Origin of the sequence: Arcanobacterium bovis, assembly GCF_004331995.1 — a bacterium.
Taxonomy (GTDB): domain Bacteria; phylum Actinomycetota; class Actinomycetes; order Actinomycetales; family Actinomycetaceae; genus Arcanobacterium_A; species Arcanobacterium_A bovis.
Window position 1 is genome coordinate 69,384 of the sequence record NZ_SJDT01000001.1, and the last position, 20,110, is coordinate 89,493.

At 48.6% G+C, this 20,110-nt stretch carries 16 protein-coding genes; 7 read left to right on the plus strand and 9 right to left on the minus strand.

Annotated elements, in window-relative coordinates; translation table 11 throughout:
- Position 1: 1 nt before the first annotated feature.
- Genes EZJ44_RS00370 through EZJ44_RS00380 form a run of 3 tightly spaced genes read left to right on the plus strand, consistent with a single transcriptional unit; the run spans position 2 to position 2,744 of the window.
- Entirely contained in the window at positions 2-1,417 is a 1,416-nt protein-coding gene (locus tag EZJ44_RS00370; RefSeq protein ID WP_131279005.1) for a hypothetical protein, read from the plus strand.
- 9 nt (positions 1,418-1,426) lie between these two features.
- Positions 1,427-1,831 (plus strand): GtrA family protein, encoded by a 405-nt coding sequence (locus tag EZJ44_RS00375; protein WP_131279007.1) that lies wholly within the window; start codon positions 1,427-1,429, stop codon positions 1,829-1,831.
- A gap of 7 nt (positions 1,832-1,838) precedes the next feature.
- Positions 1,839-2,744, plus strand: a complete 906-nt coding sequence (locus tag EZJ44_RS00380) for a glycosyltransferase family 2 protein (protein ID WP_165496048.1) — start codon at positions 1,839-1,841, stop codon at positions 2,742-2,744.
- 147 nt (positions 2,745-2,891) lie between these two features.
- On the opposite strand, the gene EZJ44_RS00385 is transcribed toward EZJ44_RS00380, so the two are convergent.
- Genes EZJ44_RS00385 through EZJ44_RS00400 form a run of 4 tightly spaced genes read right to left on the minus strand, consistent with a single transcriptional unit; the run spans position 2,892 to position 8,962 of the window.
- Positions 2,892-4,079 (minus strand): ABC transporter ATP-binding protein, encoded by a 1,188-nt coding sequence (locus EZJ44_RS00385; RefSeq protein WP_131279011.1) that lies wholly within the window; start codon positions 4,077-4,079, stop codon positions 2,892-2,894.
- Positions 4,079-6,184, minus strand: a complete 2,106-nt coding sequence (locus EZJ44_RS00390; protein ID WP_131279013.1) for an acyltransferase family protein — start codon at positions 6,182-6,184, stop codon at positions 4,079-4,081. The genes EZJ44_RS00385 and EZJ44_RS00390 overlap by 1 nt, the downstream gene beginning before the upstream one ends.
- Entirely contained in the window at positions 6,181-8,064 is a 1,884-nt protein-coding gene (locus tag EZJ44_RS00395) for a rhamnan synthesis F family protein (RefSeq protein WP_131279015.1), read from the minus strand. The genes EZJ44_RS00390 and EZJ44_RS00395 overlap by 4 nt, the downstream gene beginning before the upstream one ends.
- A 58-nt stretch (positions 8,065-8,122) precedes the next feature.
- Positions 8,123-8,962, minus strand: coding sequence for an NAD-dependent epimerase/dehydratase family protein (locus tag EZJ44_RS00400; RefSeq protein WP_131279017.1), 840 nt, complete (start codon positions 8,960-8,962; stop codon positions 8,123-8,125).
- 167 nt (positions 8,963-9,129) lie between these two features.
- Here EZJ44_RS00400 and EZJ44_RS00405 point away from each other — a divergent pair, with 167 nt between their 5' ends.
- Positions 9,130-10,605: a polysaccharide pyruvyl transferase family protein gene (locus tag EZJ44_RS00405; protein WP_131279019.1), complete on the plus strand. Its 1,476-nt coding sequence runs from the start codon at positions 9,130-9,132 to the stop codon at positions 10,603-10,605.
- Between the two features lie 12 nt (positions 10,606-10,617).
- Here EZJ44_RS00405 and EZJ44_RS00410 read toward each other — a convergent pair whose 3' ends face one another.
- Both EZJ44_RS00410 and EZJ44_RS00415 read right to left on the minus strand, forming a co-directional pair.
- On the minus strand, positions 10,618-11,688 hold the full coding sequence (locus EZJ44_RS00410) for an NAD-dependent epimerase/dehydratase family protein (RefSeq protein WP_131279021.1): 1,071 nt from the start codon (positions 11,686-11,688) through the stop codon (positions 10,618-10,620).
- Between the two features lie 64 nt (positions 11,689-11,752).
- The gene (locus tag EZJ44_RS00415; protein ID WP_131279023.1) at positions 11,753-13,591 is read right to left on the minus strand and encodes a glycoside hydrolase family 25 protein; all 1,839 of its coding nucleotides are present in this window, start codon (positions 13,589-13,591) and stop codon (positions 11,753-11,755) included.
- 232 nt (positions 13,592-13,823) lie between these two features.
- On the opposite strand from EZJ44_RS00415, the gene rfbB reads away from it, so the two are divergent.
- Positions 13,824-14,816: a dTDP-glucose 4,6-dehydratase gene (gene rfbB / locus EZJ44_RS00420; RefSeq protein WP_131279025.1), complete on the plus strand. Its 993-nt coding sequence runs from the start codon at positions 13,824-13,826 to the stop codon at positions 14,814-14,816.
- Between the two features lie 109 nt (positions 14,817-14,925).
- Here the strand turns inward: rfbB and EZJ44_RS00425 are convergent, their stop codons facing one another.
- Positions 14,926-15,753 (minus strand): glycosyltransferase family 2 protein, encoded by an 828-nt coding sequence (locus EZJ44_RS00425; protein ID WP_241658550.1) that lies wholly within the window; start codon positions 15,751-15,753, stop codon positions 14,926-14,928.
- Positions 15,754-15,991: 238 nt separating this feature from the next.
- On the opposite strand from EZJ44_RS00425, the gene EZJ44_RS00430 reads away from it, so the two are divergent.
- Positions 15,992-17,251: an LCP family protein gene (locus tag EZJ44_RS00430; RefSeq protein ID WP_131279029.1), complete on the plus strand. Its 1,260-nt coding sequence runs from the start codon at positions 15,992-15,994 to the stop codon at positions 17,249-17,251.
- Here the strand turns inward: EZJ44_RS00430 and EZJ44_RS08865 are convergent.
- On the minus strand, positions 17,196-17,765 hold the full coding sequence (locus tag EZJ44_RS08865) for a hypothetical protein (protein ID WP_241658533.1): 570 nt from the start codon (positions 17,763-17,765) through the stop codon (positions 17,196-17,198). The two genes, EZJ44_RS00430 and EZJ44_RS08865, sit on opposite strands and share 56 nt — an antisense overlap.
- 4 nt (positions 17,766-17,769) lie before the next feature.
- Here EZJ44_RS08865 and EZJ44_RS08870 point away from each other — a divergent pair, with 4 nt between their 5' ends.
- The gene (locus tag EZJ44_RS08870; RefSeq protein WP_241658534.1) at positions 17,770-18,675 is read left to right on the plus strand and encodes an LCP family protein; all 906 of its coding nucleotides are present in this window, start codon (positions 17,770-17,772) and stop codon (positions 18,673-18,675) included.
- Between the two features lie 112 nt (positions 18,676-18,787).
- On the opposite strand, the gene EZJ44_RS00440 is transcribed toward EZJ44_RS08870, so the two are convergent.
- Entirely contained in the window at positions 18,788-20,110 is a 1,323-nt protein-coding gene (locus tag EZJ44_RS00440; protein ID WP_131279033.1) for a sensor histidine kinase, read from the minus strand.

Consider the following 20,110-nt stretch of genomic DNA (forward strand, 5'->3'; position numbering starts at 1 on the left):
TATGAAGTATCTAAAAGCTGAAGGACCCACACGTTTTCAGTGGTCCTTGCCCATGGCGTCAATGCTCGTCGGCTTCTTTTTTTTCCTGCGTGATCCATCAGATCTCATTGCAACGGTACAACATTCGATGCTATTGATACACTGCATATTCACCGGAAGTATCAATGATTTCTACCAGATGAGCGTCGATTCGACGATTATGTCTGCAATGTACAGCATCTTTTTTTATGGCTTAATTTCGTTACTCTTGCTGCCTCTTGCACTTATTATCCATATTTTTTCTGGCTTCGATTACACAAGCCCTATGCAGATTGAAATATCTTTGCGCTACACACAAATCTGGTTAATGATCCTTATCATTGCTACAGCGTACTTGGTATTCAAATTGAGCAAAACTTTAGGATACAGCGATGGTCTCGCACGATGGGCCGCGTATGCATATCTCGCTTCACCGCTAACTCTCTTTGCAGATGCGATTTTTTGGCAATACGACGTCATTACTTTGGTTTTCTTCCTAATCGCTCTCAATTTTTATGCGAAACGCAAACTGACTGTCTTTTCTTTGATAATGTCCGTTGCGATCGTATGCAAAATGTTTGCCCTTTTCGCATTCGTTCCTTTAATTTTGTTAGTCGAGAAACGCTTTATTCATGTAGCGAAGCATCTCTTAATTGGATTGTCCTTTACTGCCATAACCGAGTTAGCCGCGCGTAATATGCCTGGCTACGGTGTAGCTCGCCAACTTCGTTCGAATCTCCTTATGAAATTAACGGACAATGGTATAACCTATAATTTCGGCTTGGTGTCTCTTTCTATTGTTGCTCTCGCCTGCGTCGCGATTTATGCCTATGTCGTCGTGCCCAAAGACGAATTCGATTTCCGTTTCAAAGCGGTTTACATTTCCTTTTTCAGCATTGCAGCACCATTTGCCTTATTCTTCGCAAATACCTATTGGTGGATTCTCGCAGCTCCGTTTATGGCTATTCTCATTGCCGGACACCCGAAGATGAATGAGCTCTTAATTCTTTCGACCGGTTTTTTCGTCTTCCTCATCATTACGTCAGTGCTGACTTTCAAATTCTACATGGATCAAAATATGGTGAATGGAGGAATATTTGCGAAAACATTTAACCTCCGCTATTCAGGCACACCTTCGTTCTTCTCGCTAGCAGATAAATTTGGAATTGCGCAACCCAATATGTTTTATGCCTTCGCGCTAGCGTTCCTTTTAGCTATCTTCGTCCTTATTTATCACAATAAAGATCACCAATTATCTGGCACTGCATTGAATTACAAAGCTGTTGAATCTGGTCGCTTACCAGTCAAGGTTAGCTCACTTTATATTTATAATGCAGGCCTGTATGCTTTTGTCCTTCCATCACTGTTATTGTTCGCACGCGAGCTTTTATTCAAATAGGAGCGCACCTTGGAACGTAAGAGTGTTTCCTTGATCAGCCAAATTCTAAAGTTTGGCGTGGTTGGAGTTATTTCGACAGCCGTCGACTACGGTGGTTTCCTTTGTCTAACCTATTTACTAGGTATTAACTACCTAATTGCGAGCACCATATCTTACACTGCAGGAATCTTGGTTAACTACTGGTTGGGAATGAAATACGTTTTTGAGTCCGATGCGAATCGCTCAAAAATCTCTGAATTTTCTCTATACACTGTTCTAACCCTTATCGGCATGGGGTTGAATCAGCTATTCCTGTATCTGCTAGTTGACTGGGCATTGATCAAACCGGGCTTCGCCAAACTCATCGCCACCGTGCTCGTCATGATTTACAATTTTGGATCACGCAAGGCACTAATTGAGCCAAAAAACAGGTAGGAAGCAATTGACAGTCGCAAAGAAAACGCCCCAAATTTGGGCAGTTGTGATTACTTACCATCCAGATTGGTTAACACACGAACTTGTTCAGGCGTTGTGCAAGCAGGTTGGCACCTGCGTTGTGGTGGATAATGGCTCAAATGCACAAGAATGCGCAGCTTTGCACGCCACTGCCGATAATTGTGGAGCCCATGTGCTTGAGCTCCACGAGAACATGGGGATAGCTTACGCACAAAATATCGGTATCGAGATGGCACTCAGAGCCGGTGCCACCCACGTGCTACTCTCCGATCAAGATTCGCTTCCAGAACCTGATATGGTTGCCAAACTCTGCGAGGCTATGGACGATACTGGCGCAATCGCCGTCGGCCCCTATATTCGAGACGAGAACGACGGCGGCGACGAACTCGTCTACATGGATCGCACGTGGGGACCACGCCGCGCTACTCCTGCCGAGCTCACAAAACGCTATGTGGAACCGGCGTTCTTGCTCGCCTCTGGATGTCTGATTGACGCGCGCTGTTTCGAAACTGTGGGGACGATGAAGAGCGAATACTTTATCGACCACGTGGACTTAGAGTGGTGCTTACGTGCACGCGCGGCAGGTGGAAAACTTGCCGTTACCACTGCCACTACTTTGGCTCATTCCCTTGGGGATCGCACAGCGACTGTGCCATTTCGCGCGCAACCAGTGCATGTGCACTCCCCGATTCGCAACTATTACCTCACCCGAAATACCATCTTGCTGTGCAAATCCGGACTTCTGAATAAGCACTGGATCGCCGGCTACATGCTGTGGCTCATAAAATATGTGGGATTCAACCTCGTTTGCGCCCCACAGCGGCGCAAACGAGCAGTGTTTATCGGGCGCGGATTAATTCATGGCGTTTTTAACCGGACTGGGAAATACTGAGCCCTTCCGCAGATAATTTGTGGCAAACGTAGCGTCTTTTATACCCAGATGTAGCATTCATCAAGAACATAGCCACATAACGATGTAGCGAACACAACCACTGTTCATGCAACGAACCCACAGCCCCTGTGTGCAAAAGCAAACTTACTAAGCGAAACTAATCTCGGGCTTGAGCGCCAAGATACCGTTCGTCCATCCTTCTCCACGTACTTGTAAAAGATCGTCTGACCGATATGAGTCCACTTCGTAACCGCGTGAATCGAGCAATAGCACGTCGACTTTATAATCTCCTGAACCAAGATTTAAGTTAGGAACAGAAATGGCAATACGCTGTTGGGAGTTAATTCGAGGCAGATCAATTTTCATCTTACGGGTATCGATTGAAGTCACATGATGCCCGATGGCCGTCTCGATCGAAACCACGATGTCATAACCGTCGATCTCCTGCTTCGCAGACAAAGCTATACTGAGTTCAAGCGTGTCTCCAGGGGCGAATGTACCATCAGCATCAGGCCTAATAGATTGCGCTGAAAACGAGAAATCCTCAATTGCCATGCTCTCTGTGTCAATATGCTCGTGGCGAGAAATTGCTGCCGCTTTTTGGTACATCTGGTGCAAGTATTTCATTGAGTCGCGCGCGCTACCTGAGAAAACTAGTTTGCCCGATTGAAGCACCACTGCCGAATCACACACATCCACAATTTGCTCAGCTGAATGGGATACAAGAATAATCGTGCGGCCCTCATCTTGGAACTGGCGAATCTTATCCATGCACTTCTTTTGAAAAGGTTCGTCACCCACAGCAAGCACTTCGTCAACAAGCAAAATATCGGGATCTGAATGCACCGCAACAGAAAAAGCCAAACGGACATACATTCCCGAAGAATAAAACTTCACTTGCGTATCGATGAACTCACCAATACCCGAGAAATCAACAATATCTTGGAAACTACGATCAATTTCTGAACGTGACAATCCCAAAATCGCACCGTTCAGATAAACATTATCTCGGCCCGTCAAATCAGGATGAAATCCCGCACCCAGCTCCAGCAACGCAGCAATTCGACCCCGCGTGCGAACCTCGCCTTTATCGGGAGAAAGAATCCCCCCGATCACTTTGAGAAGCGTTGATTTTCCCGAACCGTTTGGGCCCACCAATCCAATTGACTGACCTGCTTGAATCGAGAAACTTACATCATCAAGCGCCCAGTATTCTTCTTTGAATGTTTTCGAACGGCGCACATTGACGACTCGTTCTTTCAAAGACTTATCCTTGTGAATCACGAATTTCTTCGTGACTCGATCAATTTCAATAACATCAGGTCTAATGTCCATCACATCTCCTGGGCAAAATTCCGCTGCAAGACGGCAAAAATTCGTTGGGCAACAAATAGCACAACCACCCCGACAATCAGCATAATCGCCAATCTATCGAAAAGTTCGGTGGGCCATATAGCAACTTCTCCAGCGGCCCACGTACCTTTTTGGAAGCCCATAACAGCAAGCGCCGGAGGATTGAGCAGATAAAGCTTTGTAATGATTGGTGATGCCCAATCCAAAATCATCGCGAAGGAATACACACTCGGAGTGAGCCAGAAGCCGATCATGATCGCCACTTCTACTAAATATTGGATATCACGCATGTAAACGTTCAAAGCAGCAAGTATCAACCCGAATGCGAGTGCCCATACCACCACCACGAGCATAGAAATCGGCACGTAAATCACAAAATTCCTGAGGTTAATGCCCCTTATCATACTGGTAGCCAGTAGCAATATGGCCATCTGCGACACAAAATCAACCAATGCAGATGCAGTGGACGTTAAAGGAAAGAGTTCGCGTGGAAGAAAAACCTTCTTCACGATTCCGGCATTTGCCAAAATTGAAGAGGTCGATCCCGAAACTATTGCAGCAAACAATCCCCATGCTGTGAGACCGGCGAAAACGTAGATCGCGAAATCTGGAATAGCTCGTTGAGCTCCAAGAACTTTACCAATGGCAAAATAATAAATGAGCAGATTGATGAGCGGACGCACAAGAGTCCACAAGTATCCGAGGGTGGAATCTTTATAACGCGACTTCAATTCGCGTTTCGCAAAAAGCGATAGCAATCCTCGATGATTCCACAGCTCTCGATACGATGCCAAGATCCCGCTAAAAAATCCTGACTTCGGCACCACCGGCTTAAGGCTCTGCTGATCCAGCCACAGGAAGCGCTGCTCAGCATCAGCAAAATCAGGGCGAAGTTCAGACTGAGTCACCGATCCCTCATCCGCGAATGTTTTCTCAACGGACGACGACATAACAGTTTCCGAACGCACCTCGTTATTCGAAGCCGTTGCCTGTAGACCGTCACCTGAAGCAACACGGCTCCGCGGCGTCATCTTCCTGAATATCGCACTAAAGCCTTTGATCACGTAATCGTTGACGTGGTACAGAACAACTGATGTCACAAAAATGACGACGTTCAGCCCTAGGAAAAGAATCCATCGATTTTGCTGCGACAAAGCTGGAATATTGACGGTCATAAACGCACAAAGAATGATAATGTGATGCGTCAAGAACACTGCATAGGAATATTTCGAAATCAACGAAACGGGAATTCTCACCAATTTGGTATCCAGCTTCTGTCCGATAATCGCAAGCAATACGAAGAATGCAGGCCCAACAACCGCGGTCGTAAGATTTTCTTGGAGATCAGGGAAGGCTGCACCGACGAGCAATACAAAGACCGCCGGAATCGCCCAATACCATGCAACACGCTTGATGTATTTGACGAAATAAATACCGAAGGCAAGCTCAATCAAGCGAACTGGAATCATCGCTGACGGCTCGTAGGTGTGCTGGTAGCGAGTCAGTACGTACAGCGAACCCAAATTTATCGCCACGATTACGAAAGCCGAAATCACCGGTCGACGGTCAATCGCCCAAAGAAGCAATGGGAATATCAGGTAGTAGACGATGATAAAGCCCAAAAACCACTCGCCGACGATAAACATCGTGCGCATGCCAAAAAGAGCAGCTAAGCCATCAAACCCTAAAATAGTTAAGGGAAAGCTCTCGATTGGCCCACTGCCAAAAGATTGAGTGCCATAAATGAAACGCAAGAACACAAAGGCAACAATCCAAGCAATCCAGAACATAGGGTAAATGTTGAGGAAACGCTTCTTGAAATAGCGCTTTAGATTGATCGGGCGCTTGTAGGAGATCGTCAGACCAGCGCTCGAAATAATCAAAAACACCGATACGCCCAAACCACCAACATAGATACCAAAAGGAAGATTCGTGATGAGGTAGCCGTTGTTAGCAAGGTAGGGATTATTAAAATGCGTCAGGATAATAATGAGCACAGACAGAGCACGAATAAAATCCAAATAAAACAAACGTTTTTTGGGGCGCGCCGCTGGCGTCGACGGTGCGTGGTTCGAGGCGAGTGTCATCGAATAATTCCTCGTACTTTCCGATATGCACGCCAAGCAGGAGCATGCAATTTATTGGGCACAACCACACTCAACACTCTGCGGACCTTTGCCTTGGCAACACTTCCGGTTCGTAGTGCCCTGAGCATATCGAATGCAGTTCCCCCACCGAAACGCACAGCTGTACTATAGGAGAATTGCTGTAACTGGTGCGCTAAATTAGTGAGTTCAATTCGAGCAAATGTCGAGGAAAACATCCACGCGCAAAAAAAGCCTGAAGCCTGGGCGGTATAACCATAGGCACGCTCAACAGCATGCAACAAAGTACCATCGATGGCATTCGGTTCAGGTGGGAAGTCTTCCCACTGCCAATCCATATCGAAGAGCGGTTTAAGAGCTTGTGGTCTAAACCAGAACATCGTGCCAAGTGGCGCGATTGGTTCTTTATTAGGATCCAAAGGAACAATGATGTTCATTTCATTCAACAAGTTCCGCGTATTCTCGAAATTCGGCCCCCAGCCATTGGCATACGGGAGGAAATACTCCGCGTGGTTTGGCGCAGTTGGAGCCATGAGGCCGAGCCTTGGCTCCTGTTCGAATTTCTCGATCACATTGGCAACAAATTCCTTGGAAGCCAAGATATTTTCAAAGCACTTGAGTGCAAAACCGTCTCCCTTTGAGTGTGGCGTCAGTTGCGTGACTTTCTTATCGTGAGCGAAGCAGACGACGTCGTAGTTATCGATTACGTCCTTTACGCCCACCAAAAGTGCACTCACGTCGCGTCCAACATTCTCGATCAGTCGCACGTCCACGTTATATGGCATATCAGCGAAGGCTTCACGCACTTGAGCTGCCTTTTCTTCACCTGCTACCGTCACGATAATATCGGAACCCTCGGGCATCGAACGTGCATAATGAACTGTCTGTTCTAACAAATCCATATAATAGACGTGCAAAATAAGTGCAATACGCTGCCCAGATGTAGCGACGTCATATGAGGTCGCCGAATCCGAGAACACATAATTGAGCTTGGCATTGCGCACCAGATCGGCCATATTCAGAGTACGCAACACATTGTTCCAGATCAGATTGGTATCAAAATCAGTGTGATCGCGCAGATACTCGTACAAATCCATTGTGGCGTTTCCAACCGACTGGTTGAGAACATCGTCGTAATCATGGAAGAACGAGCGGCGCTTGAAAATTGGGCAACGCTTTTCCTCAAGCAATTTCTTAGCAGCAAATACGATTGGCTGATATGTGAAATCTTCCAGGTCAGAAGTATCAACATAAGCTTCCCATTTGAAGCCCAAACGCTCGAAACGCTGAGTGAAAGGAGCTTCATGCTTTCCAACCGAATCTGTATAGGAAACGATCATCGGCATGGTGTCCCAGTACTCTTGGAACTCTTTGCTCGTTACTAGAGACTTACGATATGCGTGGAAATGCGATTGTAAATGGGTTGGAATATAGCCTTCTGGCATGGTTCCAAACGGATCATCTGGATAATAGTGGTAGGTAGTAATGCCCCAGAAATCGAGATCGCGGCTTGCCATCGAGGAGAACATCTCCTCGAACGGATAAACCGGTCCCATAACCGTGGCGTTAAACAGCACCACCTCATCAAATTCGGCAAGCCTATCCCAACCGTAACGTTCGAGCATCGTTTTGTATGCCCACACATCGAAGCCCACATTATGCCGCATAATTACATTGGAGCTAAACTTGCGAAGTTTCGCATAGCTTTTCGGCGCTAAGTAACCATTTACTACAATCGCCAGTTCACTTAGGTTCTTTTTCATATCTGCTAGCAAAGCATCGACGTAATCATCGACAATTCCTTGTGAATCATAGAAAAAGAAAATTCCAAGTCTTTTTGCGTCCGACGCTATGGCAGCCACTAGGCACTCCTCAATTGTAAATTGCTTTGCTTGACAGAAAATGAAGAACTAAATCGATTTAACCGGTGATGCTAAGCACCTTGGTAATTTTTTCAACGTCTGCCCACACGCCTGGCGAATCGTAGGGACGATCCGGGAACGCGCCGTAGTCGAGCGAGATATCAAGATTATTGTCAACGATGTATTTCTCAACGCGATCTGCCAAGGACATCGGCTTCCCAGTTGCCGCATTGATGACGCCGTCTACCTCTGTTTGGAGCGCAACTGCAGCGATTTGGTGAGCCAGTTCGTCCACCGAAATGAAATCGTAGAGGTTCTTGCCTGTAGTGAAGGGGAAGGTCTTCTTGCCTTCTTGCACTGCACGGTACAGCTTGGAGAAAATCGAGTTGCCGCGAGCGTCGTCGCCCACAATGTAGTAGGCACGAACCCACTGCATAATCGCGTCGTTTTGCTTTGCATATAGGGCAGTCAAGCCGCGCAAGGCGTTCTTGCCAATTCCATACATGGACTCTGGATTTGTGGGCGTGTCTGCTTTAATTGCGCCTTCCCAGTATCCGACTTCATGCATGGTACCCATGACCACGAGTTGCTTGAGCCCCCCCTTGTAGAGGTGCTCAATAAAGTGGGCATGAGCAGCTAGATCGTCGATATGAGCAGGCGAGTTGTGTACGAATCCGTCACGCCACGCCATATGGATGACGACGGCTGGTCGCTTGAGTCGATCGTAGATATCCTCCGCGCCCGAGAAGATATTTTCGTCGATTACCTCTGCGCGTTCGTCGATGCCATCAGTTCGAAAATCGACAACCGAGACATCCATTCCACGATTGAGGAGGTCTGTAACAACATGACGTCCGATGTATCCACCAGCACCCGTAACAAGAATTCGTTTAGTCATGCCTTTAATATACCTTGTCTCCATGCCGGAGCGGTGAACTGTACACGAAATTCACATCACGCGGCATTTGAGGACACCTCTCTGTAAATCCCATCTGTAACATATACAGTACAATTATGATTGTATAATCAATACACAAACGTACATATCGTAAGGGGACACTCAGGATGAGCCGAATAGCACTGTGCGGCGCATTTGACATTCCGAATTTTGGCGATCATTTATACCCTCCCGTTTTGAGGAAAATGTTACAACGGCGCGGATTAGCCGACGAAATCGTCCTTTTTTCTCCATTTGATGCAACGGAAGCTTTCACCGATGGTTCTCGTGTTTATTCTCTAAGCAATCTTGAAAAGATGCACAACGAGGATCCTTTCAGTGCGATCATCGTAGGTGGAGGTGAAATAATACACTGGCGAAAATATGGTCAGCGCCTTGCCTTCGGAGACACTGACTTCGTCGACTACCCTATGCACGAAATTTGGGTCATCCCGGCACTTATGAAGATGAAGTACGGTATTCCTGTGCTCTGGAATGCCCCTGGTATTCCCTATGATTTTGATGATGACCGAGATCACGCAAATCGCATATTTAACACCGTTGATTACATATCTGTTCGCAATGATTTTTCTAAACAGGTACTAATCACCCGAGGGGTCAACGCAGAGGCAATCAGCGTAGTTCCCGACACGGCATTCGCAATTCCCACCATATTTCCAAAGCAAGATCTTGACGCGTTTCGGAAAAGATCATTTCCTAACCTAGATCGATACGTCGTATTCCATTGCAACCGGTTCATACCAGAAGATTCGATTGATGGTGTGGTCAGCCTGTTACGTTCACTCCATGACGACGCCTACACGGTGGTTTTACTACCGCTCGCTTATACCCACGGGGACGACGAAATCCTCAAAAAACTTGCGAGCCACCTAGATTTTGACACCTTCATACCCGCCAACGTGCTCTCTCTTACCGAGATTATTTCTATATTGGCCGGCTGTTCGCTGTATATAGGGACAAGCCTTCATGGTTCAGTAGTCGCTTCATCCTATGAAAAACCGGTAGTGGCATTTGATTATCATCAGAACGTGAAAACACGAGATCTGTTCACTTCGCTCGGTCTCGAACGCTTTTATGCCGATAATATAAATGATGTACATACTGCTGTACAAGAAGCGCTCTCACACAGCAAACCTGTTGACATTCAAACGCTAATCTCTCAGCTCAATCTTCACTTCGATTCGCTCCACGGAGCAATTACAACAGACACTCATAGCCAAAACATCGGCATTCAAGAATCCGCAGATATCATATACCAGGCGTTTTTCGATGCTGAAAGAGCGAAGAATTTACAAGAGTTAATAGACACAACCACACAGACCAACAAAGAGCTTGCTGATCTTAACGATCAACTCAATGCTGCACGCGAACAACTAACGGATGAAAATCTTCGCCTAAACGAATTGGCGGAATATCAAAAGTATATTAGCGAATATTGGGAGATGCGCCATAACGAGGTAGGTCTCGTGGTCTACGATCTCAATAGACAGCTCGCAGAGTATCACCATAATGTTCGACACCCAATCCCTGCGACTGCACGGCACATCATGCGCAGACTCCGCTCATTGCGCAGACATAACTAGCTATCGAGATGTTTATTCCGACACCGAGTCGATCCAGTTGGCCAAACGACGAAAACCGTCGCGAATGCCAACTTGCGATGTAAAATTCAAGTATTGCTTAGCAGGTTCCGGATCAGCCCATGCATGCCGCACGTCCCCATGTCGCCACTGGTGCGTGATATATGGCTTCGGTGCACCGTAAATTTCTGCAATAATCTCGGCGGCTTCGCGAATCGTTGTATATGATCCGGATCCAATATCCATAGGAAATGGCAGTGATTCCACGCGCTCAATCGCTGCTATACATGCACGAACTACATCGTCGATAAAAATAAAATCTCGACGCACGTTTCCGTCTTCGTATAACGGAATTGCTTGACCCGAACGTGCCAAATTCGTAAAAAGTGACATAATGCCCGTGTATGGATTCTGTGGCGTTTGCCCTGGTCCATATACGTTTTGGAGACGCAGAATATCCACCTTCGCACCAAAGGCGTCAGCCCACAACCGTAGAAGGTCTTCCTGCGCACACTTTGTTACGCCATAGACCGACTCCGCGTGATGAAATGCATGCTGAGCGTTCATGGGAAGAGGTCTGGCTCCGGCAAACTCCCACTGGTGTGCTTCGAACATTTTTCGCGAACGGATGCCTGGGTAAAAGGCTGTACCAGTTTGTAGACCTTCGACATACTCCCACAAACCTTCACCGTAAACGGCACGCGATGAGCACAACAAGAATTTGTCTGGAATTATGTCGTGACGTTTTAAGGCATCGAGCATTACCGACGTCCCAACAACATTTACCATCGAATGACGCGTAGATTCCGTCAAGGATTGTCCGGTGCCAGTTTCTGCAGCAAGATGAATGATTAAATCCGGTTTGACCTTTGGGAGCAAGGCGTCCCATGTAGCAGCATCCGTGATGTCACCTTCAATAAGCTCCACACCTGGATGAAATCCCAATGCAGGTTCATGCGTTGGGTGCACCTGCGGATGAAGGTTATCGAGAGCCACTACCTTGCCGCAGTTGTCGGCTAGGTATGACGACAGAGCAGAGCCAATAAAACCCGCACCACCAGTAACTAATACTGAATTGTATTTCATACTACTACTTTGATCTTTTCAGGATAACAGAACGTTTATCTATGCATAATCGCACGCATTCGCTTCAGACACCAAACGGATACGTGCGAGAGTCAGCCAAACGTCCGTCGGACGTGTACAGTTCGAACCGCGTCCAGTATACACCCGGAGTTGGTTGCCATTGCGCCCACTGTCCATCGAACTGTGCCACCCATGTCTGCCTACCGTAATCATAGATCTTTGTTACATAGCGTGCATTGGGATTATTTGAGCTCATACCTAGCAAAATTCCGGAATTGTTATAGCCAGCATATGTTCCCGTGATCGCCGTCGTACCGGGAGTGTAGTGGAACGGAATCGTACGCTCACCCAAAATTTTTCCGGTGTTTTTGTCACGGGCTTTAGCGTGAAGCCAATAAATACCCTCGCTGTCTCGCCACGATGCCCAGTTCGCTCCACTCCAGCCAGAAAGCGTGCTCCAAGTTTTTGTGTTTAGGTTGTAAGTCTGAATCAGATATTCAACCTCTGAGCTTGGATAATTTGGCAATATGACGCCAACATCAATATGCTCTGGACGTAAAATCCAAGTAGCTAGGAGTGGTTCGCTGAATTCTTTATTACCAAAGGCGTTGAGGTCAACATTGCCCACGATGCCCGGCACGCTGCCTTCACTATAGTACTGCCAACCACGGAAATTTGCCGGGAAATTGAACCCAACGAATGAACTATAGGCAGCCACCCAGTGGGTGCGCTGATGGATACTTGGTGCATTCAATGCCGTATTGAGGTAAGCGCGGTATGAATACACTGACAAGTTGTTGTAGCCAGCAGCCTGTAACTCTGCCCACCATCCGTTAACGATCTGTTCATATATCGCTGGATTCGTCGGTGGCGTATGACCAACCCAAGTCCATTCTTCGAGGTCATAGTAGACCGGCAGGCCAAGATCGCCTGGTGCCACACCTGCTTGTCGGAGCAAATCTACAGTGCTGCGTCCTTCCAGCGCACCATCGCCAGCAAATTCGGCGTAAGAATAGAGGTAGACGCCGAATGGGATACCGAGCCGTTTAGCTTCATTTACGTTTCGGATTGCTTGTGGATCAATAGCGTTACCCGATCCGTAACTGATACGAATAATCACGCCATCGACGCCGTTCGCTTTCGCAGTATTCCAATCGATGATGCCTTGGTACTTTGAAACGTCGACAACACCCTTCGCTTGCTGTGCAAACAGAGACCCACTAAGTTCAAAGAAGGCCGGCGTGTTGTTGTGCCAACCCCAGTACGCACCGTAACGGTTACCAGGAAGCTCAGTTGGTGTTATTGCGCCGCTCTTTCCCCGGTAAACAAGATCCGTTGCATTGACACCTGAGCGATCGGCGTCGAAAGAACCTTGAACGTTTCCGTTACCGAACACAGCTGGAGCGGTGTTATTTGACGACGCCGCGGACGGATCTGTCTTTTGTCCGCCTTCTTTAGCAATCTCTTTACGCACTTCATCAACGGGCACTGGAACGAACTTCGTACCACCCGTTTTGGCGAGTGGGTCTGGTTGCTTTGAAGGGGTTCCAACGATCTGCGGATCCGTAACCACGTTGCCTGAGGAAATATCTTTGACCGTGCCGTCATTCGTCACAGCGTACTGAGTCGAAACGAGTGAAGCGTTGTTTGGAATTGACGTGTCGATATGATCAGGAAGCGGTTTACCTGGATTGTCAGGAATCTTGCCAGCAGGAGTATTTCCCGAGGTGTCCGGAGTATTTTGATTATCTAACGCGTCGAATATAGTGTTCACCGTTCTCAGCGCGCCAGACTGCCGAGCTGGCGCAGCATCAGCCACCGACACTCCGGCGCTTAGGCCAGTTCCCACCAAACTCGTTACGGCAATAAATGCGATACCCGCGCTACGAATAGAATTGATCATATTTTTGCTCTCAACTTTAGTAATTTACGAAACCGAAACTCAATATTTTCCTTAAAAGTAGAACTTCTACGCGAAAAGAAATATTCCCCCATAATACTACGATTGTTCGCTATCACCGGATATATTACGATTCCTCATCTTCGGCAAGTATAATTAGCAACGACTGAAATTATGCGTAAGCGTACCGCGTTTCTTGGCTCACATAGGCTAGGAAAACTACAGGAGAAAAAGAATGAAAGTACTGGTCACTGGAGGCGCTGGCTTTATCGGCGCGAACTTTGTTCACACCACAGTAGAAACCATGCCAGAAGCGCAAGTTGTTGTGCTTGACAAGCTCACCTATGCCGGCAACGCCAATTCAATCAGTGGTCTTGAGCGTGTCGAACTCGTTGAGGGTGATATTGCTGACTCTGACACCGTTGATCCGTTGATTAAAGATGCTGATGTGGTGGTTCATTTCGCAGCCGAGTCACACAACGATAACTCACTGCGTGATCCATGGCCATTTATCTCGACGAATATCATTGGCACATACCAGATTCTTGAAGCAGTACGCCGCCACGGTACCCGCCTTCACCATATCTCCACCGATGAAGTTTACGGCGATCTGGAAATTGACGAGGATCGCAAGTTCAAGCCGGGCGATGCATACGTCCCGTCCTCACCATATTCTTCCTCGAAGGCTTCCTCGGATCATTTGGTTCGCGCTTGGGCACGTTCGTTCGGCATTCCTGCCACGATCTCGAACTGCTCGAATAACTATGGTCCTTACCAGCACATCGAGAAGTTCATTCCACGCACGATTACCAATTTGATCGACGGCGTTAAGCCACGTGTTTACGGCACCGGCGAGCAAATTCGCGATTGGATTCACGTACTTGATCACAACACTGCCGTGTGGGACATCATCAATAAGGGTCGCATTGGTGAAACTTACCTGATTGGCGCCAACGGCGAAAAGACTAACCTCGAAGTAACCCAGCTGATCCTCGAAGAGTTTGGTTACGATCCAAACGATTTCGATCACGTCAATGACCGTCCTGGTCACGATCAGCGCTACGCTATCGACAATTCGAAGCTTGTTGAAGAACTTGGCTGGCAGCCGCATTACACCAACTTCCGCGATGGCTTACGCGACACGATCACGTGGTACCGCGAGAACGAAGACTGGTGGCGTAGCCAGAAGGAAGCTGTTGAAGCAAAGTACCGCGAAAACGGCCAATAAATTGGCAAACAGGTATCGCTGATATTACAAGCCTTACTTAAGGTTGGGGGTTGAGATGTGAAATCTCAACCCCCAACCTTGTTACTCAAGTAGTAGGAACTAATCTGCATCACTTGCCGCGCGTAAGCAAGGCAGCGCGAGCTTTCAAGCCGAGTCCCAATGCGCAGCGAAGTGGCCACTGGTAAGGCTTTGAATAAACAATATTGAGATAGGTCCGTGCCGATTCATGATGAGCCCGGATCATTGGCGCAGGGCGGTCTCGCCAAGATTTACCCTGATCGTGAACGATCACTGCGTTAGGAACAAAAATTGAGGACCAATTCCGCTTCTTGAGCGCCTCGCCGAGCATAGTGTCTTCAAAAAACATGAAGAAACGATCGTCGAACCCTCCGACTTCTCGGAAAGCACGGGACCGAATAAGCAAACAGGCTCCAGAGAGCCAATCCACTTCGTGTGCCTGATCCACAGCCTCATTTTCTTGATACTTCTTGGTAAACGGATTGTTTTCCCACACGGGTTTCAACAGTGCATGGCCGATTCCAGAAACCAATCGCGGAAAACGACGCGCGGAAGGATAGATTTCTCCTTCAGGCGTAAGTATCTTTGGTCCAAAGACGCCACCACGCGGATAAATCTCTGCCATCTCAACAAGATCAGCAATACTCGACTGCTCATAGACCACGTCAGGATTCGACACGAGTATCCATTCCCCATCGAATCCTTGCGCTCCGAGATTAGCAGCCCGCCCGTATCCCAGATTCTCCTTGGGATCAATCACACTAACAGGATATTCTTGCTGTAATTCATCGAGAAGTGCACAATGTGATCCATTATTCACAATCACGAGCTCCAGATGCGACTGTGATAAGCGGGCATCAGAAAATGCTTGGAATACACTGCGACAAAAGTTTCTCAGCTCTTCACCCGGATTGAACACGATGGTGATAACTCGTAATTTCAAATTTTATCCTTAATAGCTAATGTAAATAATCGCAGGTTATGCACCACTAAGAACCACGCAATGATGACGATGGATGGGCACAACACTCACTCGTGCACGTCGTACCCAGACAATCCATCCTTGGTCGTTCTTGTGCGCACTCGAGAAATTATACAGCGATTTTCATACTACAGGCTGACGCACTTTCTCCATAAGAGGCAGTAGTATTTATTCCGTGAATAAAACGACTGAAGAGCAAACTCCCGAATACCGTGCGCCGTCTCACCAAAAGCGCAGCACAGGTTCGCGCAATTTCCTGCGCGTTTTCGGACTTGTATTCCTCGCATTGGTACTTTCAGGCACCTCAGCATTTGGAATGCTCGTTTACCGCTTGCAAACTAACGTGCAGCAGCACGACCTCACTGCTCTCCTAGACGAAAAAGAGCGCCCGCAAGAAGCGCTACCGATTGATCAAAAAGCTGGTCAGCCGCTCAATATTTTGATTCTCGGTTCCGATACACGCAATGGAAAATCCGATATTGACGGTAGCGGCAAAAGAGGCAAAGTTGAAGGCATGCGCTCGGATACCACAATGCTTGCCCATATTTCCGCAGATCGTAAGCGAGTTGACGTCGTCTCTATTCCACGCGATACTTTAGTCAACATTCCGTCGTGCACCCTTGAAACTGGCACAGTCACCAAGGCACAATCGGATGCCATGTTCAATTCCGCGTTCCAAATTGGTGGTGCAAACGGCGACGTGAACTCTGCCGCCGCATGTACTGTTAAAACAGTAGAAGCAATGACGAACGTGCTGGTTGATGGCTACGTTGTGCTCGATTTCGCATCCTTCCAAGACGTTGTGAACACTATCGGCGGTGTGGAAATGTGCTTCCAAACGAATGTGAAGGATTCCTACTCGGGCCTTAACATCACGGCCGGATGCCACAATCTCATGGGCACTGAAGCTCTGGCACTTGCCCGTGCCCGTCACGGCTTGGGCGACGGCTCCGACGTCTCCCGTATCGACCGTCAACAAGAACTAGTTGGCAAGATCGTCACCAAAATTCTCAGCATGAATCTCTTTACTAACATGCCGAAGTTCTACCAGCTCCTCACCGACGTGACGAAGAATGTGCAAACATCCACTGGTATCGGCGATCTCAAGTGGCTAAGCGGATTCCTGTATTCCCTCAAAGACATCGATCGCGCGAACGTCAAGTTCATTACGATGCCTTATATGCTCGTCAGCAATCGAGCAAAAGCTACTCCTGCCGCCCAAACCTTATGGGACGCATTGCGAAAGGACACTCCGGTTCCAGCGAACGCTATGGCACCACAACACCCACAGAAGGAGCTGGTAATTACGCCAAATGCCTCTGCCGTCACTCCTGGCACGACGGGTAATGGCAACAACCAGCCGGCACCAACTAACGGAACTACTCAAACGGGTACGTCAACAGAAAAGAAGTCCACTTCAAATACTGGTAAATAGGAATATCTCGTATGACTGACGATTCAAAACAACCGCCCTCCTTCGAACCCAAATCGAATGCGCGCCGCCCTTCTGCACAGGGCGCACGGCGGGTGGGCTCGGGAGCTACCCCTCGTAGTACCCGAGCAGTTTCGTCAGGAATTCCTCCAAAACCTCCGGTAAGAACTGGACCACCAGCTCCAATTCGACGTTCCGCTTTTGCCCAAGATGGATCAAACAACCAGCACGTCAACGGCGCCGCTGTTGAAGGCACGAACGCGAGCGTTCCGCCGTCGTACCCACCTGCATACGCACCATCAACACCACGCAACGACGCGCGTGCAGCCGCATCGGAATCGACACCGCCCGCATATCCTCCGGCATCAGCTAAAGAAACACTCTCGCCAGCCCGAACGCCTTTGATTCCCCGTCGCGACACGGATTCCACATCTGAGGTAGACGGCGAGGAACCTCCACGGTCACGTGGAAGGTCGCCAAAGACGACGGTAAAACGAGTGTGCTGGGCAATCCTCACGTGTTTGTTATTAATCGTGCTCGGTATTGGAGGCTGGGGCTACCACCTGTACAACTATGGCAACGATAAACTCCAACACCTCGATGCGCTCTCTGGCAAAACAGATACTCCGGGCACAACGTATCTGCTCGTTGGATCAGATAAACGCGATAAGGCTGTGCAGGACAATACTGAGGGTCAGCGCTCGGATACCGTGATGGTATTCCACGTGCCAGAAAGTGGGAATCCATCGCTGATTTCCTTGCCACGAGATGCCTACGTTTCTATCCCGGGACACGAGAAAAACAAGCTCAATGCGGCTTACTCTTTTGGCGGTCCGAAACTACTAGTTGCCACGGTCGAAGAACTCACTGGTATGAAGATTGACCACTATATCGAAGTGGGCATGGATGGCATCAAGAATCTCACCGATGCAGTTGGTGGCATTGAGCTGTGTTACGACCAAAACATCAACGATCGTTGGTCGCAGCTGAACTGGACTGCCGGCTGCCACGATGCCAATGGAGACACAGCGCTCGCCTTCGCGCGAATGCGAAAGGAAGACCCACTTGGGGATATTGGCCGTACCGCTCGCCAGCGCCAGGTTGTGCAATCGTTGTTGAAGAAGGCAACGTCCTCTGCCGTGCTCTATAGTCCGTCCAAGCAAAAAGCCCTGGTTGGCGCGGCCGCAGATTCGCTCACGGTTGGCAAAGGCGATTCGCTTTGGGACATCGGCCAAGCTGGTCTCAATCTGCGCAAGGTGATGGGCGAAGGTGGCCTCATCGGCGTTCCACCAATTACCAGTTTGAATTATCACCCTGGTCGAATAGGCTCCGCTGTACGACTTGACGAGGAAAAGCTGCCTGGATTCTGGAAGCGCGTGGAGTCAGGTCAAATCACCCAAGAGGAACTAACGCCTAAGCTGGGATAACGCTTTCCACGTGGAAAAATCTGAACAGCCAAGTAAGTGTTGTTGCGAAACTTTTCGCAGGCGTAGCGGAGCTTTGCTGATGCCGCGTTTCTTAATACCATGTAACCGTGTTTTAACGACGACGGCGCCTCGCGCCAACAGCGTGAATCGCTCCTTGCGGCAACAAACGATCCGGACCGAGCGATTCAGGCACTGTACGCAGCGTCAAGGTAAATTCTGCCGGTTTTTGCGAGGTAAGTTCCAAGCGACCGTCGTTTATCTTGGCAAGATCTTTGGCAACCGCCAAGCCAATGCCTGTCGAGCCTCCTGCGGAAACGCCTTTCAAGAAGATATGCGGCACGAGCTCGTCGCTAATCCCCTCACCCGCATCACAGACTTTAATCTGCACCACACGTCCATTTTTAGTGGCGGTCACGGTAGTTGTTCCGGCACCATATTTGAGCGAGTTCTCAATCAAGGTAGCGAGGATCTGCGAAACGGAACCGGGAGTTGCGAGCACGACGGCGTCGTCACCGACATCGAAAGCAAGCGTACGTTTGGCCTTACGGAACGGTTTTTCCCATTCGTCGCCTTGTTGCTCGAATACATCGTGCAATGGGATCGCTTCAAAATTCCGACCGTGATCTGAACTGGCATTGGCCATAAGCTCGTCAACCACGCCGCCAAGGCGCTCAATCTGCTCTAACGCCTTCTCAGTTTCTTCCTTGATTTCCGGATCGTCAGTAAGGAATTGAATTTCCTCAACACGCATCGAAAGCGCAGTTAATGGGGTGCGCAACTGATGCGCCGCATTGGCAGAAAACTGTCGCTCAGCAGCGATTCTTCCCGCGATACGATCCGCCGTACGTTCAAGCTCTTGATAAACGAGATCGATCTCTTCAATGCCACTCGGCTTGATTTGCGGGCGCACTTGCCCAGCACCAATCTGTTCTGCCGAAGCGGCCATATAGATGAGTGGTGCCGAAAGCTTGCGCGATTGGCGCATTGCCATCAGCACACCAATGATAAAAGCAGCCGTAATAAGTGCAACCGCAGCCACTATCAGCAGTGCAGTGCGCACAAAGATCGGACCTTTATCAACGGTAACCGTGATGATCGAACCTGAGCGGGTTTCTTCCACGGTCGTTATCACGTCGGCAGTTACTGGAATCGTATGGTGCGATTTCATAACCGAACCATCTGCTTTTCGATACACAATCTGCGCGTCGTCAGGATCAGACATTTCGGCAAAGGAATCGAGAAGTCCGCGCGAAACCTCAACGTGTTCATTTTCGCGACGTTCAATCACCGAGCGCACAGTTTCGGCGCGAGACATCAGCGATTGTTCGGCCGATTGCCAGATGCTGGAGACGCCAAACAAAATCGCTGGTATTCCGAGGAACAACACCGCAACAGCTACCGCTGCCGATGTCATTTGAATCGCACGGCGTCGCAT